21 protein-coding genes, 1 tRNA gene and 1 pseudogene are annotated in these 23,319 nt (G+C 65.4%); 12 read left to right on the plus strand and 11 right to left on the minus strand.

Annotated features, from left to right (window positions below):
* Positions 1-46 precede the first annotated feature (46 nt).
* A tRNA-Ala gene (locus JQC81_RS10835) sits at positions 47-122 on the minus strand.
* Positions 123-203: 81 nt separating this feature from the next.
* Positions 204-590: a TIGR02300 family protein gene (locus JQC81_RS10840; protein WP_203271826.1), complete on the minus strand. Its 387-nt coding sequence runs from the start codon at positions 588-590 to the stop codon at positions 204-206.
* A gap of 181 nt (positions 591-771) precedes the next feature.
* On the opposite strand from JQC81_RS10840, the gene aroA reads away from it, so the two are divergent.
* The 5 genes from aroA to JQC81_RS10865 all read left to right on the plus strand — a co-directional run bounded on the left by aroA (position 772) and on the right by JQC81_RS10865 (position 4,429).
* On the plus strand, positions 772-2,121 hold the full coding sequence (gene aroA / locus JQC81_RS10845; protein WP_203271827.1) for a 3-phosphoshikimate 1-carboxyvinyltransferase: 1,350 nt from the start codon (positions 772-774) through the stop codon (positions 2,119-2,121).
* 7 nt (positions 2,122-2,128) lie between these two features.
* Positions 2,129-2,755, plus strand: coding sequence for a (d)CMP kinase (gene cmk / locus JQC81_RS10850; RefSeq protein WP_203271828.1), 627 nt, complete (start codon positions 2,129-2,131; stop codon positions 2,753-2,755).
* A 90-nt stretch (positions 2,756-2,845) separates the two neighbouring features.
* Positions 2,846-3,649 (plus strand): DUF1194 domain-containing protein, encoded by an 804-nt coding sequence (locus tag JQC81_RS10855; RefSeq protein ID WP_203271829.1) that lies wholly within the window; start codon positions 2,846-2,848, stop codon positions 3,647-3,649.
* A 12-nt stretch (positions 3,650-3,661) separates the two neighbouring features.
* Positions 3,662-4,039 (plus strand): methylglyoxal synthase, encoded by a 378-nt coding sequence (locus tag JQC81_RS10860; RefSeq protein WP_203271830.1) that lies wholly within the window; start codon positions 3,662-3,664, stop codon positions 4,037-4,039.
* 102 nt (positions 4,040-4,141) lie between these two features.
* Complete coding sequence (locus JQC81_RS10865; protein WP_203271831.1) at positions 4,142-4,429, plus strand: hypothetical protein; 288 nt, start codon at positions 4,142-4,144, stop codon at positions 4,427-4,429.
* Between the two features lie 33 nt (positions 4,430-4,462).
* On the opposite strand, the gene hrpB is transcribed toward JQC81_RS10865, so the two are convergent.
* Both hrpB and JQC81_RS10875 read right to left on the minus strand, forming a co-directional pair.
* Positions 4,463-6,928, minus strand: coding sequence for an ATP-dependent helicase HrpB (hrpB, locus tag JQC81_RS10870; protein ID WP_203271832.1), 2,466 nt, complete (start codon positions 6,926-6,928; stop codon positions 4,463-4,465).
* A gap of 154 nt (positions 6,929-7,082) precedes the next feature.
* Positions 7,083-7,694: an HAD family hydrolase gene (locus tag JQC81_RS10875; RefSeq protein ID WP_203271833.1), complete on the minus strand. Its 612-nt coding sequence runs from the start codon at positions 7,692-7,694 to the stop codon at positions 7,083-7,085.
* 151 nt (positions 7,695-7,845) lie between these two features.
* Between JQC81_RS10875 and JQC81_RS10880 the strand changes: the two genes are divergently transcribed.
* Positions 7,846-9,012: a DUF305 domain-containing protein gene (locus JQC81_RS10880; protein WP_203271834.1), complete on the plus strand. Its 1,167-nt coding sequence runs from the start codon at positions 7,846-7,848 to the stop codon at positions 9,010-9,012.
* 19 nt (positions 9,013-9,031) lie between these two features.
* Here the strand turns inward: JQC81_RS10880 and JQC81_RS10885 are convergent, their stop codons facing one another.
* Positions 9,032-11,323, minus strand: coding sequence for an NADP-dependent malic enzyme (locus JQC81_RS10885; RefSeq protein ID WP_203271835.1), 2,292 nt, complete (start codon positions 11,321-11,323; stop codon positions 9,032-9,034).
* A gap of 149 nt (positions 11,324-11,472) precedes the next feature.
* Between JQC81_RS10885 and mutS the strand changes: the two genes are divergently transcribed.
* On the plus strand, positions 11,473-14,187 hold the full coding sequence (mutS, locus tag JQC81_RS10890) for a DNA mismatch repair protein MutS (protein WP_203271836.1): 2,715 nt from the start codon (positions 11,473-11,475) through the stop codon (positions 14,185-14,187).
* Between the two features lie 4 nt (positions 14,188-14,191).
* On the opposite strand, the gene JQC81_RS10895 is transcribed toward mutS, so the two are convergent.
* Positions 14,192-14,644 (minus strand): response regulator, encoded by a 453-nt coding sequence (locus JQC81_RS10895; protein WP_203271837.1) that lies wholly within the window; start codon positions 14,642-14,644, stop codon positions 14,192-14,194.
* Positions 14,645-14,970: 326 nt separating this feature from the next.
* On the opposite strand from JQC81_RS10895, the pseudogene JQC81_RS10900 reads away from it, so the two are divergent.
* Positions 14,971-15,612: pseudogene (locus JQC81_RS10900) on the plus strand (magnesium chelatase domain-containing protein); the annotation flags it as partial.
* Positions 15,613-15,755: 143 nt separating this feature from the next.
* Here JQC81_RS10900 and JQC81_RS10905 read toward each other — a convergent pair.
* Complete coding sequence (locus JQC81_RS10905) at positions 15,756-17,126, minus strand: IS1182 family transposase (RefSeq protein WP_203271838.1); 1,371 nt, start codon at positions 17,124-17,126, stop codon at positions 15,756-15,758.
* A 285-nt stretch (positions 17,127-17,411) separates the two neighbouring features.
* On the opposite strand from JQC81_RS10905, the gene JQC81_RS10910 reads away from it, so the two are divergent.
* Positions 17,412-17,843, plus strand: coding sequence for a hypothetical protein (locus JQC81_RS10910; RefSeq protein WP_203271839.1), 432 nt, complete (start codon positions 17,412-17,414; stop codon positions 17,841-17,843).
* Positions 17,844-17,862: 19 nt separating this feature from the next.
* On the opposite strand, the gene JQC81_RS10915 is transcribed toward JQC81_RS10910, so the two are convergent.
* Together JQC81_RS10915 and JQC81_RS10920 are read right to left on the minus strand one after the other, a co-directional pair.
* On the minus strand, positions 17,863-18,435 hold the full coding sequence (locus JQC81_RS10915) for a DNA-3-methyladenine glycosylase (protein WP_246520342.1): 573 nt from the start codon (positions 18,433-18,435) through the stop codon (positions 17,863-17,865).
* Positions 18,436-18,445: 10 nt separating this feature from the next.
* On the minus strand, positions 18,446-19,306 hold the full coding sequence (locus tag JQC81_RS10920; protein WP_203271841.1) for an EcsC family protein: 861 nt from the start codon (positions 19,304-19,306) through the stop codon (positions 18,446-18,448).
* Between the two features lie 90 nt (positions 19,307-19,396).
* Here JQC81_RS10920 and JQC81_RS10925 point away from each other — a divergent pair, with 90 nt between their 5' ends.
* A complete protein-coding gene (locus JQC81_RS10925; RefSeq protein WP_203271842.1) occupies positions 19,397-20,143 on the plus strand; it encodes an extensin-like domain-containing protein in 747 nt (248 codons plus the stop codon).
* 4 nt (positions 20,144-20,147) lie between these two features.
* Here JQC81_RS10925 and yghU read toward each other — a convergent pair whose 3' ends face one another.
* On the minus strand, positions 20,148-21,029 hold the full coding sequence (yghU, locus tag JQC81_RS10930; RefSeq protein WP_203271843.1) for a glutathione-dependent disulfide-bond oxidoreductase: 882 nt from the start codon (positions 21,027-21,029) through the stop codon (positions 20,148-20,150).
* A gap of 260 nt (positions 21,030-21,289) precedes the next feature.
* Here yghU and JQC81_RS10935 point away from each other — a divergent pair, with 260 nt between their 5' ends.
* Complete coding sequence (locus JQC81_RS10935) at positions 21,290-21,958, plus strand: DsbA family oxidoreductase (RefSeq protein ID WP_203271844.1); 669 nt, start codon at positions 21,290-21,292, stop codon at positions 21,956-21,958.
* A gap of 63 nt (positions 21,959-22,021) precedes the next feature.
* On the opposite strand, the gene JQC81_RS10940 is transcribed toward JQC81_RS10935, so the two are convergent.
* A complete protein-coding gene (locus JQC81_RS10940) occupies positions 22,022-22,393 on the minus strand; it encodes a hypothetical protein (protein WP_203271845.1) in 372 nt (123 codons plus the stop codon).
* 469 nt (positions 22,394-22,862) lie between these two features.
* On the opposite strand from JQC81_RS10940, the gene JQC81_RS10945 reads away from it, so the two are divergent.
* Complete coding sequence (locus JQC81_RS10945; protein WP_203271846.1) at positions 22,863-23,306, plus strand: Lrp/AsnC family transcriptional regulator; 444 nt, start codon at positions 22,863-22,865, stop codon at positions 23,304-23,306.
* Positions 23,307-23,319 lie beyond the last annotated feature (13 nt).

A 23,319-nucleotide genomic window follows, 5' to 3' on the forward strand; every position in this document is an offset into this window, starting at 1 on the left:
TCGCCAACAAAAAAGCCGCCCTGAGGGGCAGCTTTTTGGAAAGATTTGGTGGAGCCAGGCGGGATCGAACCGCCGACCTCTTGCATGCCATGCAAGCGCTCTCCCAGCTGAGCTATGGCCCCATCCGAGCCGCGGCCTATGGGGCACCGCGGCGATCTCTGTTCAAATCAGAGGCGTCTCTATAGTCGCCTCCGATCCGAGGTTCAAGCCTCTTCGTCGTCCTCCAGATCGCTGTCGATCAGATCGGACACGTCGTCGTCACCTTCTTCCTCGTCCTCGAGGAAGGTGTCGTCATCGGCAACGTCGTCGGCCACCTCGATGTCGTCATCGACCGGGATGTCCTTCTCGTTCTCGTCGGCCTCAACCTCGTCGAGGGAGACCATCTCCGGGCCGGCTGCCTCGAGCTCGGTATCGTCGTCATCGGCCACGGCGGCGGCACGGGCCGCCACGGGGGCGGCAACGCGGGTCATGGCTGTTGCCTGGAAGACGGTGCCGCATTTCGGGCAGACCGCCGGGTCCTTGTTGAGGTCGTAGAATTTCGCGCCGCAGCTCATGCACTGGCGCTTCAAGCCGAGTTCCGGTTTGGCCACGGGTGATTGCCTTGGATAAGTGTGAATGGTTGGGAAGGCTCCGTTAGTCGGCAGGGGATGGCTTGTCAAATAGGAAATTGCTGGGCCGAGGGCCTAGCTTGACCCAGCTTACGCGTGACGGCGGGAAAACCCCGTGTTAGGAGCCCGCCCTGACGAGAAGGCTTGAGGAACTCAAAACACGATGTCGCACGCGCACGGAATGCCCTCCCCGGTCGCCAGCAGGTCCGGAGCGCCCCTGAAAGGGCGCATCCGCGTTCCCGGCGACAAGTCGATTTCCCACCGCTCCATGATCTTCGGGCTCCTCTCTATTGGTGAAACCCGGGTGGAGGGCCTCCTGGAGGGCGACGATGTGCTGCGCACCGCCGAGGCCTGCCGGGCGCTCGGCGCCACCATCACCCGCGAGGCTCCGGGCCGCTGGCGGATCGTCGGTGTCGGCATTGGGGGCCTGACCGAGCCCAAGGATGTTCTTGATTTCGGCAATGCGGGCACCGGCTCGCGGCTCATGATGGGCGTCGCCGGCAGCCACCCGATCACCTCGACCTTCGACGGCGACGCTTCGCTCCGCAAGCGCCCCATGCGCCGGATCCTCGATCCGCTCGTCCAGATGGGCGTGACCGTGGTGAGCGAGGCCGAGGGCGGGCGGGTTCCCCTGACCCTGCGCGGCCCCCGCGAGACGCTTCCCGTCACCTACGAGACCCCGGCCGCCTCGGCCCAGATCAAGTCGGCCATCCTGCTTGCCGGCCTCAATTCGCCGGGCAAGACCACCGTGATCGAGCGCGAGGCGACCCGCGACCACACGGAGCGGATGCTGCGCCATTTCGGTGCGAGCGTTGAGGTTGCTCCCCATGGCACGGATGGCCGCGCCATCACCCTGCAGGGCCAGCCGGAACTGCGCGGCACCGATATCGTGGTGCCGACCGATCCCTCCTCGGCCTCCTTCCCCCTGGTGGCGGCGCTGATCACCCCCGGCTCGGACGTGGTGATCGAAGGCGTGATGATGAATCCCCTGCGCACCGGCCTCATCACGACGCTGATCGAGATGGGCGCCGCCATCGAGCGCCTGAACGAGCGCAACGAGGGCGGCGAGACGGTGGCGGATCTGCGCGTCCGGCACAGCCGCCTCACCGGCGTGACCGTCCCCCATGCCCGGGCTCCGGCCATGATCGACGAATACCCGATCCTGGCGGTGGCGGCTTCCTTCGCCGAAGGCACGACCCGGATGCAGGGCTTGCACGAGCTGCGGGTCAAGGAATCCGACCGCCTGGCGGCCGTCGCAGCGGGCCTCGCCGAGGCCGGCGTCGAGCACGAGATCGAGGGCGACGATCTCATCGTCCATGGCTCCGACGGCAAGGTCCGGGGCGGCGGCAGGCCGGTGGCGACCCACCTCGACCACCGCATCGCCATGTCGTTCCTGGTCATGGGCCTGGCGACGGCCGAGCCGATGACGGTCGATGACGGTGCCATGATCGTGACCAGTTTCCCCAGCTTCATCCCGCTCATGCGGGAGCTCGGCGCCACGATCCAGGATTGAGCCGCCCATGATCATTGCCATCGACGGCCCCGCGGCTTCCGGCAAGGGCACCCTGGGCAAGCGCCTTGCAGAGCATTACGGCTTCGCCCATCTGGACACCGGCCTGCTCTACCGGGCGGTCGCCCGCGTGCTCATGGACGGGAACGTTCCCCTCACCGACCAGGACGCCGCCACGGCAGTGGCGCAGAGCCTGGACGTCTCGCATCTCGACGACGATTCCCGCCTCAGGGGCGCTGCCATGGGCGAGGCCGCCTCGGTGGTCTCAGCCTATCAGCCGGTGCGCGACGCCCTGCTGGCCTTCCAGCGCCAGTTCAGCGTGCAGAAACCGGGCGCGGTGCTCGACGGACGGGACATCGGCACCGTGGTCTGCCCGGATGCGGATGTGAAGCTGTTCATCACCGCGGCTCCCGAGGAGCGGGCGCGGCGGCGCCATCTGGAGCTTTTGCGACGCGGCGAGCAGGCCGAGTACGAGACGATCCTCGCGGACATCCGCCGCCGGGACGAGCGCGACATGAGCCGCAGCACCGCCCCGCTCAAGGCCGCCACTGACGCGGTGACCCTCGACACAACCCATCTCGACCCCGACGCCGCCTTCCAGGCAGCCCTCACAATTGTAGAGGCTAAGCATTCTTAATGCTCCCCTCTGGTCCGGGAGCAGCCTTGCCTTAGTTCCAGAAGCTGGCACACTTTTCCGACCAATCCGGCTCCCGCACAGGAGATTCCGATGGTTTGTTCCGGCTTCACCCGCCTTGCCGCAGCCTTCGTCTGCCTGTGGGGGCTTCTTGCCCTCCCTGTTCAGGCCCAGACCGAAACCGAAGTCGATCTCGCCCTCGTGGTCGCGGTGGATATCTCCTTTTCCATGGATACGGACGAACAAGCCCTGCAGCGGGAAGGCTTCGCCCAGGCCTTCCGCTCCAAGCTCGTCCACGATGCGATCCGCGGCGGCATGTTGGGCCGGATCGCTGTGACCTACATGGAATGGGCGGGCTCGCCGGATCAGAAGGTGATCATTCCCTGGACGGTGCTCGACAATTCCGAGAGCCTGATGGCCTTCGCCGACAGGATCGCCTCCACGCCCTTGCGGCGGGCGCAACGCACCTCGATCTCCAGCGCCATCGACTTCAGCGTGAAGCTTCTGGAGGAGAGTGGCCTCAACGCCACCCGGCGCGTGATCGACGTGTCGGGCGACGGGCCCAACAACCAGGGCCGCCTCGTTCTGGAGGCCCGCGACGCAGCGCTGGCCAAGGGCATCACCATCAACGGTTTGCCGATCATGCTGCGCCAGCCCGGCTACCTCGACATCCCGGATCTCGACGTCTATTACAAGGATTGCGTGATCGGCGGCCAGGGTTCGTTCACCGTTCCGGTGCGGGAGCGCGACCAGTTCATCGAGGCGATCAAAACCAAGATCCTGCTTGAGATTGCCAACCTGATGCCCGGACAGCCCCTGATCAGCCGCATCCAGTCCCCTCAGCGCACCAACTGCATGGCCGGTGAAATGCAGTGGCGTGACCGCTGGAGCAACTGAGCTGTCTCTCCCATGACTCAACTGACCCTGGCGCTCGTGGCCCACGACGCCAAGAAGGATGACATGGCCGCGTTCGTGGCCCTGTACGAGAACGATCTTCGTCCCTTCACGCTTTTTGCCACCGGCACCACGGGCGCTCGCGTGATGGAGCGTTGCCCTTCGCTCTCCGTCACGCGGCTGAAGAGCGGCCCGCTCGGCGGAGACCAGCAGATCGGCGCGATGATCGCGGAAGGCAGGATCGACGCCCTGTTCTTCTTCGTCGACCCGCTCTCGCCGCACCCGCATGACGTGGACGTGAAGGCGCTGATGCGCCTCGCCCTCGTGTACGATATTCCCATGGCGTTGAACCGTGCCACGGCGGGACGGTTGATCGAGTCGTTCAGAGATTAAGCCCGGTGCGGCTTCGCGAAGAACCGGAGTTCTGCATCAGACGATGCTCTCCTTAGAGTGTGCGGATCGGGTGGATCTTTTTGATCAGTTGGAAACGATGAGATGGCCCAACCTTCAGAAGAGCGCAAGCGGCAATCGCAGGCCCGCCGGGAGGCGCACGAGAAAGAGCGCCGCGAATATTGGGAAATTTTGATCGAGGGAACACGGGACGCGCACGAGAAGACGCGGCTGCTGTTCGATCAGCGGCAGGAGAACCTCTACAGGCGGCTTGAAGACCTCGAACTGAACCTGAGAGAGGAAATCCGCGAACACGCACGAACCACCCGGATCTGGCTCATACTGCTCAATGTGCTGATCGTAATCCTGATCCTGGTATTCCTTTGGCTCTGAGTGGAAGCCAGAGCCGGGCCCACGCATCGGACGTCACGTGCTCCGCGGTTTGGCACGCCGAGTCGGCGGAGCGGACAGCGGATCCTCCGGCCAGGGATGCTTCGGGTACTGCCCGCGCATGTCGGCCCGCACCGCCGCCCAGGAGCCGCGCCAGAAGCCCGGCAGGTCGCGGGTGATCTGGATCGGGCGCTGCGCCGGCGAGAGCAGGTGCAGGATGAGCGGCACGCGCCCGGCTGCGATGGTGGGATGCTTGTCGAGCCCGAACAGTTCCTGCACGCGCACGGCAAGAACGGGCCCCTCTTCGGCGCCGTAATCGACGGGGATCTGCGACCCGGTTGGCACCTCGATATGGGTCGGCGCCTCCGTGTCGAGACGCCGCTGCAGGTTCCACGGCAGCAGGCTGCGCAGGGCCTCACTCAACAGGTCGGGACCGATCTCGCCGAGGCTGCTTTTGCCCACTAGGTGCGGCGCCAGCCACTCGTCCGCATTGCGCGTCAGCGCCTCGTCGGACAGGTCCGGCCATTCCTCACCCTCGGCTTTGCGAAGGAACATCACGCGCTCGCGCCACTGCGCCAGGGCTTTCGACCAGGGCAGCGCATCGAGCCCCAGCGAGACGAGCCCTTCGGCGAGTGCACGCGCCGCCTCTTCCGTTTGCGGAACCTTCAGGGGCCGCTCGTTCAACAGAAGAGCTCCCAGGCGCCGGACGCCTCGCGCCCGAAGAGCTTTTGCCTGCCGGTCGAAGGTGATCTCGTCGCGCTGCTCGATGGCATGGCCGAACAGCGCCTCGATCTCTTCAGGCGAGATGGCAGCGGCTGCGAGAATGCGCGCGGAGGCTGCGCCGCCGGCAATTTCGGCAACCGCCAGATAAGACTCCTTGGCCAGCCGCTCGTGGGCCTCAAGCGATGCGCCGCGCCCGTTGGCCATGAGATACTCACCCGGCTTGCCGCGAGCCTTGGCGAGGCGGTCGGGATAAGCGAGCGTCAGCAGCGCGCCGATGGACCGCGGCTCGCCTCTTGAGGCACCGTTGCTGCCCTTCGCCCAGCCCTGAGCCATACGCCGCATGTCCTCCGCCCGCTTGGAGCGGTCGCGGCGGAAGCGCTCGACGCGGTCAGCGAGATCCGCCGCATCGCCGCCGAGGCCGCGCTCGACGAGAACGGCCGCTACATCGGCGGCATCGCGCGCCTGCCCGCTCTCGCCGGCGAGCAGCACCATGCGGGCCAGGCGCGGCGGCAGCGGCAGGTCGCGCAACTTGTGCCCGACCTCGGTGATGCGCCCCTCGCCGTCGAGAGCGCCGAGCTGCTGCAGCAGTGTTCTCGCTTCTTTCAGGGCCGGTGCGGGTGGAGGGTCGAGGAACGCAAGTGTCGTCGGATCCGCGACGCCCCAGGCTGAACAATCGAGCAGCAAGGGCGCAAGGTCGGCGGAGAGGATTTCCGGTCGGCCGAAGGGCTCCAGCGCCCCGGTCGCAGCCTCCTCCCAGAGGCGGTAGCAGACGCCAGGTTCCGTGCGGCCCGCGCGGCCCCGGCGCTGGTCGGCGGCGGCGCGGGAGACACGCACCGTCTCCAGGCGCGTGAGGCCGATATTCGGCTCATAGACCGGCACGCGAGCCAATCCTGAATCGATCACAACGCGCACGCCTTCGATGGTGAGCGAGGTCTCGGCGATCGAGGTGGCGAGCACCACCTTGCGCCGCCCGGGTTTGGCAGGGCTCACCGCCATATCCTGCTCGCCCCGTTCCAGGGCGCCATAGAGCGGCGCGATATCGACAGCAGGGTCAGTAATGCGTTCGCGCAAGAGCGTCTCGAACCGGCGGATCTCTCCCTGCCCCGGCAGGAACACCAGGATGGATCCGCCTTCGACCCGCAGGGCACGCGTGACCGCATCGGCCACCTGCTCCTCGGTGCGACGGTTGGGATCGCGCCCGAGATAGCGGGTCTCGACCGGATAGGCGCGACCTTCGGACTCGACGACCGGCGCCTCGCTCAACAGCTTCGCCACCCGTGCGCCGTCGAGCGTTGCCGACATGACCAGAAGACGAAGATCCTCCCTTAAACCTCCCTGAGCATCGAGCGCCAGCGCGAGGCCGAGATCCGCATCAAGGGAGCGTTCGTGGAACTCGTCAAACAGAACGGCCGCGACACCTTCCAGAGACGGATCGTCGAGGATCATGCGGGCGAAGACGCCCTCGGTCACCACCTCGATGCGCGTCCTGCGGCTCACCTTGGAGCCGAGGCGCACGCGAAGACCCACTGTCTCGCCGACGGCCTCACCCAGGGTCTGCGCCATGCGGGCAGCGGCCGCGCGGGCTGCGAGCCGGCGCGGCTCCAGCACGATGATCTTGTCCCCGTTCACCCAAGGCTCGTCGAGCAGCACCAGGGGCACGCGCGTGGTCTTGCCAGCGCCGGGCGGCGCCACGAGAACCACATTCGGCCGCCTGCGTAGGCTCGCCGTCAGGTCGCCGAGGACCGCATCGATGGGCAGGGAGGTGTCGAAAGCGCGCATGCCGCGTGATGGCTCAAGCCGTGCGGAAGGGCAAGGGTGCTTGGCCACCTCCGCTGTCATTCCCGGCCGGAGCGCAGCGGAGGGGAAGGGAATCCATGGCGCTGAGCGTGCCGGTAGATCCCCTTCACGGCCGCCGGGTATGACAGCAGCAAGGTCAGACAGGGAAACCATACCCCCGCAGTTCAGCGGCCAGATCAATGCCTTCGACGCAATGGATCGCGTGCATGCCCATGTTTCGGGCCGCCTCCACATTGGGCTTGGAATCGTCGATGAACACGCAATCCCCCACTTTGAGCCCGTAGCGGTCGAGCAGGAGGTGATAGATGGCGGGATCGGGCTTCAGCAGACGCTCGTCACCTGAGACGATGATGCCGTCGAACCCCGCGAGGAACGGAAAGCGCTCTTTGGCCAGGACGAACTTGGGGCCTGAGAAATTCGTGATGCAGTAGTTCGGCACACCTGCCTCGCGCAGGCGGAGCAGCAAGGCCACATGGTCCTCGAACACGCCGGAGACGGTCTCGCTCCAGCGCTCGTGGAAGGCGCGGATATGCGGTTCGTGCTTCGGATGATCCTTGACGAGCAGGGCCACCGCCTCGTCCCAGTCGCGGCCCCGGTCCTGCTCCACGTTCCAGTCATGGGTGCAGACATTCTCGAGAAACCACTCCATCTCCACCTCATTGTCGAAAAGGGTGCGGTAGAGATTGCGCGGGTCCCAGCGCAGCAGCACGTTGCCGATGTCGAACACCACAGTGGTCGGCTTGGTCATGATCAGGCGTTTTCCTTCATGGTTACGCCCAGGGCTTTAGCCCCTGGCAGGCTCCCGCGCCACTCTCAAGATCGACAGGCTCGAAGCCTGGCGGGATCAAGCGCGCCCCTCCGGCGTTTGTGTGCGGGATTCGCATCATGCGGGGTTGGCAATGGCGGGGTGGCTGCAGTCGAAGACGGGCTTGAACTGGCGCGCCGCCGCGCTGCTCGGCCTGATCTCGAGCACCTTCTCGACCCTGGTGAGCCAGTTCCTTGCCGCCCGGATCGGCCGCGACGCGGTCGTGGACTGGATGGTGGTGGCCACCATTCCGTTCCGTGACGGGATGCTCCAGATCGAGCCCTCATGGCCGGTCATCATCGCCGGAATCCTGTTTCACCAATGGGCCGATTTCTCCTGGGCCGTCGTATTCTTCGGCCTGTTCGGTCGTTGGACGGCGGGATTGAGGCCGCGGACCATCCTTCTCGTTGCCCTGCCCTGGGCTCTCTTCACCTCGGCGGCCGAGTGGTTCGTCCTGGTGCCGCTCATCCCCTTCTGGCAGCCGATCTTCACCCTCAACCAGCCCTACTGGATCGGCTTTCTGGTCCACGCGGTCTCGGCTTCCATGTATCCGCTCTTTCCCTGGCTGCGCGACTGGCTCGGCAACCGCCTGCCCTCGCCGCACAGGCGCTTCACCGCCGTGTGGAGCGGGCTCGCCGCCGCAGGACTTCTCGTCCTCGGCATCGTGGCCTTCTTCGGCTGGCAGAACCGAGAGCCGCCCTGGATGGGCGAGAACCCCGGCTTCGACCAGAGCTATATGCGCCGCATGGCGGCCCATCATGGGCAGGGCGTGGAGCTCGCTCAGCTGGCCATCGACAAGGCGCAGGATCCATACTTGAGGAATCTCGCGCATCTGATGGGAGCGGACCAGAAGGGCGAGATCGCCATGTTCCGGCAATGGTGGCGCAGCTGGTTCGAGGGCGACCTGCCGCCGCCCTCTCCGCCGGAGCACGCCAGCATGCCGGGCATGCTCTCAGCCGAACAGATGGAGAGCCTGCGGCGGACCAACAGCGCTGATTTCGATCCTTTGTTCATCGCCCTCATGACCACGCATCATCAGGGTGCGGTGCTCATGGCGGATGAGGCTCTGCGCCGCGCGGAGGACATCCGCCTGCGTCTCATGGCCCATGCGACCCGCCATGCGCAGCGCGGCGAGATCGAGTTGATGCACAAGACTCAAGGCTGGCAGGCGGTGAAATCCGCCACCCGATCCCTCTTTGCTCCAGCAGGAGAAGTGCCCGCTGACCGGCGGGAGCAGGCTCCCTCAACGCATCGGCATTGAGGGAGCGGCCTCAAGGCATTCAGCCGCCGATGTTGTAGGCAGCGAGTGCCGCCATGTTGACGATGTCGTTGTCGGTGGCGCCCAGGGAGACGATCTGCACCGGCTTGTCGAGCCCCACCACGAGCGGGCCCAGCACCATCGCGCCGCCGAGTTCCTGCAGCATCTTGGTGGAGATAGAGGCCGAGTGGAATGCCGGCATGATGAGCACGTTCGCCGTGTCGGTCAGGCGGCTGAACGGGTACTGCGCCATGACGTCCCGGTTGAGCGCCACATCGGCCGCCATCTCGCCGTCATACTCAAAATCGACCCGCATGCCGTCCAGGATCTTCACCGCCTCCTGGATCTTCTCGGCCCGCTCCGCTCTTGGATGACCAAAGGTCGAGAAGGACAGGAGCGCAACCCGCGGCTCATAGCCGAGGCGGCGGGCGACGCCGGCGGATTCAATCGCGATCTCGGCGAGCTCCTGCGCGTTCGGCATTTCGTGAATGGCCGTATCGGCCACCAGCACCGTGCGGCCGCGCGCCAAGCAGAGCGAGACGCCGATCACCCGGTGGCCGGGCTTGGCGTCGATCACGTGCCGCACGTCGCTGAGCGCCGTCGAATAGTTGCGTGTCGCGCCGGTCACCATGGCATCCGCGTCGCCCAAGGCCACCATGGAGGCGGCGAAGTGGTTGCGGTCCTGGTTGATCATGCGCTGGCAGTCGCGGAACAGGTAACCTTTGCGCTGCAGGCGTTCGTAGAGGAACTGCGCATAGGTCGCGTTGCGGTTTGACAGACGCGCGTTATGGATCTCGATGCCCTCGCGGCCTTCGAGATCGATGCCGGCCTGCACCGCCGTCTCGTGAATGCGATCCTCGCGCCCCACGAGGATGGCCTTGCCGAGACCCTGGTTGACGAAGGACAGAGCGGCACGGATGACCTGCTCCTCCTCGCCCTCGGCGAAGACCACGCGCTTGGGGAACTTGCGCACGCGCTCGAAGATGCGGTTGAGCGTGCCGGCCACCGGATCGCGCCGGGCGGAGAGTTGCGCCTTGTAGGAGCGCATGTCGACGATGGGACGCCGGGCCACGCCGGTATCCATCGCGGCCTTCGCTACCGCCATCGGGATCGTGTGGATCAGGCGCGGATCGAACGGCACCGGTATGATGTAGTCGCGTCCGAAACGCGGGCGTGTGCCCTGATAGGCCGCCGCTACCTCGTCGGGCACATCCTCGCGGGCGAGTTCCGCAAGCGCCTGAGCGGCCGCGATCTTCATCTCCATGTTGATGGTGGTCGCCTGCACGTCGAGGGCGCCGCGGAAGATGTAGGGGAATCCGAGAACGTTGTTGACCTGGTTCGGATAATCGGACCGGCCCGTGGCGATGATCACGTCATCGCGGATGCGCGCCACCTCTTCAGGGGTGATTTCCGGATCGGGATTGGCCATGGCGAAGATGATCGGGTTCGAAGCCATGGAGCGGATCATGTCATCGGTGAACGCGCCCTTCGCCGACAGGCCGAACACCGCATCGGCGCCGTTGAGCGCATCGGCAAGCGTGCGAGCGTCGGTCTCCGCCGCGTGGGCCGATTTCCACTGGTTCATCCCCTCGGTGCGGCCCTTGTAGATCACCCCCTTGGTGTCGCAGAGGATGACGTTGTTGGGCGCGAAGCCCATGGCCTTCAGAAGCTCCGTGCAGGCGATACCGGCAGCACCCGCACCGTTCACCACGAGCCTGGTCTTCGCCATGTCGCGGTCGGTCAGGTGGAGCGCGTTGATGAGGCCCGCCGCCGCGATGATCGCCGTGCCGTGCTGGTCGTCATGGAACACCGGAATGTCCATGAGTTCCCGCAGGCGCTCCTCGATAATGAAGCATTCCGGCGCCTTGATATCCTCGAGGTTGATACCGCCGAAGGAAGGTCCGAGATAGCGCACGCAGTTGATGAAGTTGTCGGCATCCTCCGTGTCGACCTCGAGGTCGATGGAATCCACATCCGCGAAGCGCTTGAAGAGCACCGACTTGCCCTCCATCACCGGCTTCGAGGCGAGCGCTCCGAGGTTGCCGAGGCCGAGGATCGCCGTTCCGTTCGAGATCACCGCCACCATGTTGGACCGGGTGGTATAGTCGAAGGCGAGCGACGGGTTCTCGGCAATCGCCAGCACCGGCACTGCGACGCCCGGAGAATAGGCGAGCGACAGGTCGCGCTGGGTCGCCATGGGCTTGGTCGGGACGACCTCGAGCTTGCCGGGGCGTCCTTGGGCGTGGAATTGCAGCGCCTCCTGGTCCGTGAAGGTGGGGCGTTTGCGGCGAGTCGGGCGCTGATCGTCGGTCATGAGGGTCCGATTCTTGTGATGCAGGGCGTTTCCTAAGGGGGATGCGACCTTAAGACATAGGATGCGACTTCCTCAAGACTTGTCCACATGCGCCCTTCGGACCCCATGACACGGATGAACTGGGGCCTGAGCTTTGCTACACAGGACGGATGTCGTCCCAAGCCGCCTATAAGTCCCCCGAGACCGCCCCGTCGAACGCCGCGCCCGTGCAGGACAGCCGCGTCACGCCCATGATGGCGCAGTATATCGAGATCAAGGCCGCCAACCCGGACAGCCTGCTGTTCTACCGGATGGGCGACTTCTACGAGCTGTTCTTCGAGGATGCGGAGATCGCCAGCCAGGCGCTCGGCATCGTGCTCACCAAACGCGGCAAGCACCAGGGGCAGGACATTCCCATGTGCGGCGTGCCCGTGGAGCGGGCGGACGATTATCTCCAGCGCCTCATTGGCCTGGGCCACCGGGTCGCCGTCTGCGAGCAGACCGAGGATCCGGCCGAGGCCAAGAAGCGCGGCTCGAAATCCGTTGTGCGCCGCGACGTGGTGCGCCTCGTCACCCCAGGCACCATCACCGAGGAGCGCCTGCTGGAGCCGGGCCGGGCCAATTACCTGCTCGCCATCGCCCGGCGCCGGGCCTCCGATACGCAATGGTGCTATGGGCTGGCCGCCCTCGACATATCCACAGGCCATTTCGTCTTAAGCGAAACGGACGGCACCGGCCTCTCGGCCGAGATCGCCCGGTTCGAGCCCCGCGAGATCCTAGTGCCGGACGTGATCCACGACGATCCGGAGCTGAGGGGCTTCTGGCAGGAGACCCGTGCCTCGATCACGCCCCTGTCCCGCGAGGGCCTCGATCCGGCCTCGGCCGAGCGGCGGCTCAAAAGCTACTTTGGGGTCGCGACGCTCGATGCCTTCGGGGCCTTCAGCCCGGCCGAGATCACGGCAGCGGGCAGCGCCCTGTTCTATGTCGAGAAGACCCAGATCGACAGCCGCCCGGTTCTCAACCCGCCCTCCCGCGACACCTCCGGCGCGGCGCTCGCCATCGATGCGGCGACCCGGGCCAATCTGGAACTGACCCGCACCCTGTCGGGCGAGCGGGCCGGCAGCCTGCTTGCCACCATCGACTGCACGGTGACGCCAGGCGGCGCGCGGCTGCTGGCCGAGCGGCTCGCCGGTCCCCTCACCCATCCGGGCCTGATCCGCGACCGGCAGGATTCCGTTACGGCGCTCGTCGAGAACGGCGACCTGCGCGACCGGCTGCGGCGCATCCTCAAGCGCTCGCCGGATCTCGCCCGGGCCCTCTCGCGCTTGAGCCTGGGACGCGGCGGACCGCGGGATCTGGCCTGCGTGCGCGACGGCCTGTTCGCGGCGCGGGAACTCGGGCTTGAGCTGGCGATTGCGCCCAACCTGCCTCGTGAATTGTCCGAGGCCGCGCAGGTGCTCCAAGGTCTGCGCACGGACGTGGCCGATCGGTTGAGCGCCGCTCTCGCCGACGAGCTTCCGCTCTTGAAGCGCGACGGCGGCTTCATCCGCGCCGGCTTCGACCCGAACCTCGACGAGTTGGGCGAACTCCAGCAGGATTCGCGCCGCTTCATCGCTGCCCTCCAGGCGCGCTACGCCACTGAGACCGGCTGCCGGACGCTTCGCGTCAAGCACAACCACATGATCGGTTACTTCGTAGAGGTGCCGCAGAATGTGGGCGAGGATCTGCTGAAGGAGCCGTGGAAGGACACCTTCGTCCACCGCCAGACCATGGCAGGTGCCATGCGCTTCTCGACCATGGAGCTGGGCGAGCTTGAATCGAAGATCGCCTCTGCGTCCGACCGGGCGCTCAAGATCGAGCTCGCGCTGTTCGACGAGATGGTGCAGGCGCTCCTCGATCTTACGGCAGACATTGCTGCGGCGGCTGAATCGCTGGCCGTCATCGACGTAACGGCAGCGCTCGCCGATCTCGCCATGCGCCTCGATTGGACACGCCCCGTGGTCGACACCGGCCTTGCCTTCACCATCAAGGGCGGCCGCCATCCCGTGGTCGAGGCCGCCCTCAAGCGCGAGGGCGTTCCGTTCATCGCCAACGATTCGGATCTGTCCGGCAAGGATGCGGGGCACATCCTGCTGATCACAGGCCCGAATATGGGCGGCAAGTCGACCTATCTGCGCCAGAACGCGCTCATCGTCGTGCTGGCCCAGATGGGCTCTTACGTGCCGGCGAAAGAAGCCCATATCGGCATCGTCGACCGCCTCTTCTCCCGCGTCGGCGCCGCCGACGATCTGGCGCGGGGCCGCTCGACCTTCATGGTCGAGATGGTGGAGACGGCCGCCATCCTCAACCAGGCCACCGCCCGCTCCCTCGTGATCCTCGACGAGATCGGCCGCGGCACCGCCACCTTCGACGGGTTGTCCATCGCCTGGGCAGCTATCGAGCATCTGCACGAGACCAATCGCTGCCGGGCGCTCTTCGCCACCCATTTCCACGAGCTGACGGCTTTGGCCGAGCGCATGGCCCGCATCTCGAACGCGACCTTGAAAGTTACGGAATGGAACGGTGAGGTGGTGTTCCTGCACGAGGTGGTGCCCGGCGCCGCCGACCGCTCGTACGGCCTGCAGGTGGCGCGGCTCGCAGGTCTGCCGGCCCAGGTCGTTGAACGGGCGAAGACGATCTTAAGTGAGTTGGAAAGGTCCGACCGGGAGGCGCCGAAGCGCGCGTTGCTTGACGACCTGCCGCTCTTTGCCGTGCCTGTCCGCAACGAGCTCCCACCGGCACCGAAGCAGGATTCCTTACGGGAAGCGCTCGCACAGCTCGATCCCGACCAGATGACCCCGCGGGAGGCGCTCGACGCGCTCTACCGGCTCAAGTCGCAGGGGTAGCCGCTCAAGACATCTGGGAGCTACGCTGGCGGGTTGCCGGGCCGAAAGGGACGAAGGTCACCGTTCTCGCCTCCTGAGCTTCGCGCGGCTGACCGGCCATCACATAGGCGAGAGCCTCTCGTACGCCGCGCTCCGTATAGGGCTTGGCGATGACGCCCCAGGCGCCGGCAAAGTCCTCGGGAATACGCTTGGCGTTCGCCGTCATGAACAGCACCGTGACCCCGTGCTCTCTGCTGAGCTGGCGCGCCACGTCGATGCCCGTCGGGCCGTCCGACAGGTGGATGTCGACAAAGGCGAGACTAGGCTTGAGTTCCCTGCCGAGGGACAGGGCGTCTGCGGACGAGGCTGCGATTCCCACGACGTCATGCCCCAGGTCCTGGAGCAGGCTTTCGAGTTCGAGCGCGATCAGGATTTCATCCTCCACGACGAGGATGCGCAAAGGCTTATCGCTACTCAAACTTCGTCTCCTCCGCGACAGCGGACACTCCAGTCTCTGCACGTGTACCTGGCTTCCAATCGCACCAAGTCAACGGCCCTCTCAATCGACAGATCAGCATCGCGGCTTCAAGGGAATGGAATCGATCCGTGTCATGAATGGCCCCTCCCGAACGGTAATTTTCGGAGACTTAGTCGCCTTACGGCTTTCCCCGTGCAGTTCTACTCAACGTTTTTCCAAGCGTGTGGTTCCGCACGAAAATCGAGTCCTCCGCAACGAATATAGCAACACTATAGAGTTTCAAAAGATCACGCTAACATCCGGGCTTTAGGGGAGGTTTGGGCCGGATGGTGACGCGCGTTTCCACTGTTGCGTTCGAAGGAATCGAGGCGCGGGCGGTCGATGTCCAGGTTCAGATTTCCCCCGGCGCGGTCGCTTCTACCATCGTCGCCCTGCCGGACAAGGCCGTGGCGGAATCCCGCGAGTGGGTCCGCTCGGCCCTGATCGCCTCGGGCCTCGCCCTTCCGGCCAAGCGCATCACTGTCAACCTCGCCCCGGCCGACCTGCCGAAGGAAGGCAGCCACTACGATCTTCCCATCGCCCTTGGGGTCGTGGGGGCCATCGGGGCCATTCCGGCGGATGCCTTGGGCGGCTTCACGGTGCTGGGCGAACTGGCGCTCGACGGCTCGATCACTGCGGTCGCGGGCGCCCTTCCTGCCGCCATGGCAGCCCATGAACGCGGGCATGGGCTGATCTGCCCCGCGGCCTGCGGCTCGGAGGCTGCGTGGGCTGGGAGCGACATCGAAATCCTGGCGCCGCGCTCCCTGATCCAGCTCGCCAACCACTTCAAAGGCACCCAGGTGCTGGCGCGGCCGGAGCCTGCCATCATGCCGGCCTCCGGCATGATGCCGGATCTGAAGGACATCAAGGGACAGGAAAGCGCGAAGCGCACCCTCGAGATCGCGGCGGCCGGCGCCCATAACCTGTTAAGGTTATGCTACATAAATCTGCGCGTTGAACGTTTGTTTTTGGCAGATTTCGTTGAAAAAGTCGGCATCCAGACGGGCTGGGACAGCGATGCAGCTTGCCTGATGAAGTTGGGTCTGAGGTGAGGTGTGCCTTTCAGACTTTCTCAGGTTCCTTGGATCACCTGAGGCCCTGGTGAATGGGCCAGCTTGGCGAGCTTCCTCAGGTTCTGAGCCGTTGCCGCCAGCAGGAACTCATCCTGGGCCCCGCACGGACCTCTCAGCCGCAGACGTCCCATCTTGAGGATCCGCTTGAGATGCGCAAACAACATCTCGATGCGCTTGCGACCTTGGCGCGACCGCTCAAAGGCCGGCGTGCCCCTCAAGGAGCGCGCGACCTCCCGGGCATGTTCATAGATGCTGCGCGTGATCCTGCGGGCTGGCGTGTTGGGACAGCAGCGCTCTTTGAGATGGCACGGACCACAGACAAAGGTGCTGCCCAGGTAGAGCCTGTTCGTGCCTTCATTCACGATCCGGCCGCTGGTCGTCAGCGTCTTGCCCTCAGGGCAGGTGTAGGCATCCGCCTCAGGGTCATAGCTGAAGTCTGATCGCGAGAAGGTGCCATCCTGGCGCTCGGATTTGTCGATCACGGGAACATGCGGCTCGATCTTCTGCTCATCCACGAGCCAGTGCAGCATCTCGGCCGAGCCATAGGCGCTGTCCGCCGCCAGCCGCTCGGGCTTGAGGCCAAAGCGCTCAGCCGTGCGCTCCAGCATGGTGCGGGCAGCTCCCACCTCGGCCTGACGCACGGCCCGGGAGGCTTCCACGTCCACGATCACGGCTGCCTTGAGATCGATGAGGTAGTTGTCGGCATAGGCAAAGAACGCTGGGCCGCGCATGGCCCCGGTCCACTGGGCCGCCGGATCGGAGGGCGAGACGAACTTTGGCTTAACATCAGTGGCCGCACCCCAGGCGGCTTCGTCCAGCGTGGCGAGATACTCGCGCACAGCCCGCGGAGCATCCTGCGGGTGATCCTGCGCCTGCCAGTCGGATCCGGTCAGGGAGCGCTGCTTGTTGGCATCGGCATGGATCAGGCTGGCATCGACCGCAAAACCCTCGCCACCCACCAGCCCCTTGTCCAGGCAGCGCTGCACCACGGCCTCGAACAAGTGGCGGAACAGGTCACATTCACGAAAGCGGCCGTGCCGGTTCTTTGAGAAGGTGGAGTGATCCGGCACCTTGCCCTCCAGCCCGAGGCGGCAGAACCAGCGGTAAGCCAGGTTCAAATGGACTTCCTCGCACAGGCGTCGCTCGGAGCGAATGCCGAGGCAATAGCCGATCAACAGCATGCGGATCATCAGCTCGGGATCGATGGAGGGCCGTCCTATGGAACTGTAATAGCCGGCCAGATGCTGACGCAGCCCGGAGCAGTCGACGAAGCGGTCGATGCGCCGCAGCAGGTGATCGGACGGGACATGATCCTCGAGCCGGAAATCATAAAATAGGCTCTCCTGCATCACCAGACGCTCGCCCATCATGGCCCGATCCTCCGCTGAGAAGCCTCATCAGGGAATCACGATCCGCCGCCGATCACGAGGACTTTTTCAACGAAATCGGCTAGAACCAGACGCGAGAGGAAGGTCAATCTTGTGCCAGAGTGAGACATTCCTACAGAGCACAATAATTCAATGCCGCACTCATAGAGGCGGCGCCTCTATTCTGCAACGGGCTTCCCGGAGCTGATACGTTCAGGCTCACAAAAAAGCCGTCGATGTTTCGGATGGACCCCGCTCCGCATCGACCATCATGGAGGTACGAGATCCTTGAGCACCGGCATCGTCGCGACTGCAATCGTCCTGATTATCGGCTACATTATCGTGTCGAGGATCGTCGGCTTGGCGTTCCGCCTCGCGGTTCCCCTGGCCTTGGTCGTGCTCCTGGGTGGAGCCGGCGTGGTCTCCGGCCTGATGCCGGAGCGCTCCGCTGACTCCTATGCGCCATATGGGGAGGCCCAGCATCGGCCTGCCGCGGATATCGGCGACCTGCGCCTGCGCGATGTCGCCGACATGGCGGTGGATGGGGTCCGCTCCGTGCTTCGGGGCAGCCTCGACCTCCTGAATGGCCTCTCGGACCCCGAACCGGGGCGGGAGCAGCGCTGGCCGGAGGAGCCCGAGCCTACCCGGCACCACAGGCCCTATGAGCCGCAGCCCGGCTTCACCGATGATCCGCGCCGAGACGAGCCTCGATCCCGATAGTGATCGGGCCGGTACCCGGTCAGATCTTCCGACTGACGAAACGCGATCCTGCACGCGCAAAGCGCCAGAGCCTGTCGGTGGCGCGCGTGATCCCGATCCTCGGCCCTGCGGTCACCTGGATCGGCTCCTCCCGGGCGAAGACCTGGAAGGGCGCCTGGTCCAATGGCAGCCCGTTATGGGTGATCGTCACGCCTAAGGCCTGACAGAGCCGGCCGGGACCCGAGCAGAGAAGGCGAGGATCGTCGATTCCACGCCGCGCCATCATCGCCGCGTGCCCGATGATGGGCTCGAGGGCTCGGATCAGCACGGCGCTCCCCGGCAGACAGACGACGTTCAGGCACCAGTGGATCCCGTAGGACCGGTACACGTAGGCATGCCCTGCCGGGCCGAAAATGGCTGCATTTCGGGCGGTTGGGCCGCCGAAGCTGTGCGAGGCCGGATCGTCGCCCGTGTAGGTCTCGGTTTCGACAATCACACCGCCGACTCCATCGACGAGCAGGGTTGCCCCGACAAGATCCTGGGCGACGGCGACGGCATCCCGGGCGAAGAACGCCGCCGACAGGATCTCGGACTTCGGCAGTGACTTCAGCATGTGCACGGGCTCACAGGCCTTCCTGGGACCGGATCCGGTCATAGGCCCCGCGCACCGTCCCCTTGCCGTAGATCCGCTCCAGCCGGCGCACGGTGAAATGCCCGCGGGCCAGCGACTGGAAGTGATTGACGAAAGCGGCGTTGATGGCCGCACCGCCGATCGCCCCGAGCACCGGCACCGCTTGAGCGGCGACCTTCTGCGACACGACCACGCCGAAGCGGGCTCCGATCTGGGCCAGCAGGCGCACGATGGTCGAGGTGCTCTCGTCAATGACGCCGCGCCCGGCCATCTGCTGGAGGGCGCGGGTGACGGACTTTGCCATGGCGGCTCGTACGGCGAAGTAGCCGGCCTCGTGCAGGTTGTCCGAACCTGTATGTCCGCCCAGGGCAAAGACCTGCAGGCAGGCCAGCGCCGTCTCCGGATCCTGGAGGTCCTCGCCCTCGCTCTGGGCGATGCGGGCGATCGACCGCAGCATGATCGCGGTCGAGACCGGAAGCTCCACCAGAACCGCCGAAACGCCGAGCGCCCCGCCCATCGCGCCTGACAGGACCGCCAGCGCCTTGTGGACGCGGGTCTCAGGATCCCTGCCCTCCTTCGGGATCGTCTTCAGGGCGTAGCGCAGCGCGCGGGTCAGCGCCGCCTGCGTGGCTCTCGTGATGATGTCGGACGCCGCCTGGGGGAGCGCCTGCCCGAGCAGCTCGATCGGCCGGCCCGCCAGCGCCGACAGGCGCGCGACGTAGCTCGGCCCCTCGAGCGCGAGCACGGCCTGCCGCAAGGCCTCGCAGTCCTCGTCCGGGAGTGCGATCTCGGGTTGCGCTGCGCGGGTGGCCGTGGCCGGAAGGGGCTCCTGGCGGCGAAATTCCTGGCTCATGCACCCTATGTGGGGATCCGAGGCCCGGTCGGACAGTCCGCAACCCTTCAGCTCAGCTTGGCGTTGGTCTGCTGGGGACCGGAGGAGCCGATGTTGACCAGATCCGCCGCGGTCGTCATTCCCCTGATGATGGCCACCGTCGCCGTGGCCCAGCCTGCGCCACCTCTGCCGCCTCCACGGCCGATTGAGACACCTGCTCCCGCGATACCACCTGCCCCACGGCCTCAGGCTCCACTGGCGCCGACGGCGGAAGTGCCACCAGCGATCCCGGGAGCCGACGAATGCCTGGCCGGCCTGAAAGCGGCCGGGTTCGAGATCGAGCCTGCGGAGCCGCCCCAGGTCTCGAACGAGCTCTGCCGGATCGAGACGCCCGTGCGGCTCAAGGCCGTGCCGGTTCCGACAAAGCCCGAGACGGTTGTTCGCCTGGCCAATCAGCCGATCCTGGCCTGTCGGTTCGCCGGGCCGTTCGGCCACTGGATCGGCGATCTCGTGGCTCCGCTCGTCGCCGACATCAAGGGCAGCGAGTTGAAAGCTGTCCAGACCGGCCCCGGCTTTGAGTGCCGCAACCGGAACCGGGCGACCACGGGCAAGCTCTCGTCCCATGCGCAAGGGCTTGCGATCGACATCGCCGGCTTTGAGCTCGCCAACGGAGCGACCCTGCGGATCAAGCCTGAGCCCGACACTGCGCCGGATCCGGCGCTTGCCGCTCTCCGGACAGCGGCCTGCGGCTGGTTCACGACGATCCTCGGTCCGGGTTCGGACGAGGCGCATCACGATCACCTCCATGTCGATATCGAGCGACACGGATCCAGCGACCGTTATCGTATCTGCCAGTAGGCGATCATCCCTCCCGGGCGGCGACCTTATCCTGTGTCATGGTGTCGAAGTCCCTGGCATCATGGCGTTCGTGCAACTGCTCGGACGGCTCGCCTGAGGTGCGGTTCACGATCCGCCCCCGTTTGACGGCGGGGCGGCGGCCGATCGCCTCGGCCCAGCGCCGGAGGTGCCGGTACTCCTGCATGGACAGGAACTCGGCAGCCTCGTACAGCCGCCCCTGAACCAAGCCGCCGTACCACGGCCAGATCGCCATGTCGGCGATCGTGTACCTAGGCCCCGCCACATATTCGTTGTCCGCGAGCCGCCGGTCGAGCACGTCGAGCAGGCGCTTCGTCTCCATGGTGAACCGGTCGATCGCATACGCGATCTTCACCGGCGCATAGGCATAGAAGTGCCCGAAGCCTCCCCCCAGATAGGGCGCGCTTCCCATCTGCCAGAACAGCCAAGACAGGCATTCGGCACGCGAGCCGGCCTCTGTCGGGAGGAAAGCCCCGAACTTCTCCGCGAGGTAGAGCAGGATCGCGCCCGACTCGAAGACCCGGATCGGATCCGAACCAGAGCGGTCGACCAAGGCAGGAATCTTGGAGTTCGGGTTTGCCGCCACGAAGCCGCTGCCGAACTGGTCGCCCTCGCCGATCCTGATCAACCAAGCATCGTACTCCGCGCCGGAATGGCCCAGCGCCAGCAGTTCCTCCAGCAGGATGGTGACCTTCTGGCCGTTGGGCGTGCCCAGCGAGTAGAGCTGCAACGGATGATGACCGACCGGCAGTTCCTTCTCGTGCGTGGCTCCGGCGGTCGGGCGGTTGAGGCTTGTGACGGGGCTCCCGCCGCTGCCCTTGTTCCAAGTCCAGACCTTCGGCGGCACGTAGTCAGATGAATCGGTCATTCCTGCTGCTCCTGAAGCTATGGGGCATTCATCTGGATCGACGAACCCCGCTGCCGGACGGTTGTAGCGCAAGATGAGGCCATGCGCCTTAATCGGTGAAGTTGCGAAGGGTCGAACTCAGATCCGGTGATGAGTGCCGACGGCAAGGATCGCGTGAAATTGAACAGGCGCCTGAGGTTACTTGCCTCGACATCTTGAGACTGTGGTAAGCGGGTATTCACGCGACCTCACAATACACACGAACGACAACGAGCGCTGCCATGACCCAGCACCTGAAGATCGACTTTGTTTCCGACGTGGCCTGCCCGTGGTGCGTCATCGGCCTGCTGGGGCTCGAGCAGGCACTGGCGAGTACTGCTGATGCGGTGGAGGCGGACATCACCTTCCAACCGTTCGAACTCAATCCGAGCATGCCTGCAGCGGGACAGAACCTCGGGAAACATATCACAGAGAAGTACGACTCCACGGCGGAGCAGTCGGCCGCCAGCCGCGCGATGATCCGCGCGCGCGGAGCCGAGGTCGGCTTCACGTTCAACATGTCGGAGGAGAGCCGGATCTACAACACGTTCGATGCCCACCGTCTGCTGCACTGGGCCGGGACCATCGGGCGTCAGCAGGAACTGAAGCACTCCCTGTTTAAGGCCAACTTCACGGATAGCGCGAACGTGTCGGATCACCGCGTGTTGGTGAATGCGGCCGTCGCGGCCGGACTCGACGGGGATGTGGCCCGCGAGGTTCTGGCGTCGGGGCGCTATACCGAGGCGGTTCGCGATGCCGAACGGGAATGGATCTCCCGCGGCATTCGATCGGTCCCGGCCATCGTCATCAACGGGACGTGGTTGATCTCCGGCGGCCAACCCGCCACTGCCTTCGCGCAGGCGCTGCGCGGCATCGCCGCCGAGCTAGGACAAGCCTCGGCCGGCACCTGACCGTGGGTTGAATTCGGGCGGAGGCCGAGGGTTGGCACAGGCAGAACCTGACCCAAGCACCCGTTAGGCCGCCCGGAACAGTTCCGTCTGACGCCAAGAGGTGGACGACCGCCGCTCTCGAGGCCTTGCCAGTGCGATCCGCTCTTCGAAGCGTGCTTGCGCCTCCTGAAGCAGGCGCCGTTTCCGCGCGTATGGCTGCGTCGCCGCCGTCGCGTCCTGCACGATGGCAGCCGCGGCAGCGTAAAGATCGGCTGTTGCGGCATCCAGACCCGGATCGCGTTCGAACAAGGCAAGCAGGCTCGCCAAGTTCTTTCTCAGGAGCGTCTGCAGGTCGCCAAGGTAAGCCTGCTCTCCGCCGCCTTGTATGGCTTTCAAGGTCGGAGCAATCAGGTTGAGCTTCTCGTGGATGGCTTCGTTGAGGGTCTTCTCCGTCATGGGCATTCATCTCCAAATGAGGGGCCCACTCAGTCCCTGATTCACGCGCAGACAGGGTGCTCTTGCGAGGTTAACCGACCGTTTCGGTGGCGAGCCGCCCAGGATCGAAGGCTGTGTCTGCTCGGTGAATGCCCAGGGCCTCGGATCGAGCACGTCTGGGGACGGCAGCATTCCTGGGGCCATCAACGAACGCCGGGAGAATGCCGCCTAGCAGCGGTTGCTTGCCAATGCCCCATAACCAATCTGGCATGCAGCCCAACTTCGCAATCGTGGTCGAGGTTCGGGCTACCATGATGATTGTCGGTTTGACCGCACAATCGAAGATCGGTCCGAGCGTCTGTCCGACCTATGGAAATCGCATCTGGACGCGCTCCGGCTGCCGATGCCCCTTGATTTGTTCGGCTCGATCAAATGACTTGGCAGTTGGAGCGAATGCCTCGCGTACGACGACAAGAGCCAGAGCAACATCATGACATCTCTCGACGAAACCGACCGCCAGATCCTCGCGACCCTGGCACGTTCCGGTCGCGAACCCTTGAAGCAACTGGCAAGAGCCGTCGGCTTGTCCCGCAGCACCTTGACGGCTCGTCTTCGGCGTCTGGAGCGGGAGGGATTCATTCAAGGCTATTGCGCCATCCTGTCCGACAGCGTCTCGCCGAGGCCAAACCAAGCCGTCCTGCTCGTGAAGCTCGAGAGGACGCCCGCCTACGGCGTCGTCGATGCCATCAGGCAGATCGACGAGGTCATCCAATGCCGGTCCGTGGCCGGCGACATCGACCTCGTCCTGGATGTTGCCGCCGACGCGGTCGAGACCCTCAACAGGGTCCGGGATCGGGTTTCGACCATGTCCGGGGTCGCCGACGTCCGCACCCACATGGTCCTGGCCACCAATTTCAGAACCGTATTCTCCTGAGACACGGGCCCCC

The organism is Microvirga arabica, assembly GCF_016811235.1.
Lineage (GTDB): Bacteria > Pseudomonadota > Alphaproteobacteria > Rhizobiales > Beijerinckiaceae > Microvirga > Microvirga arabica.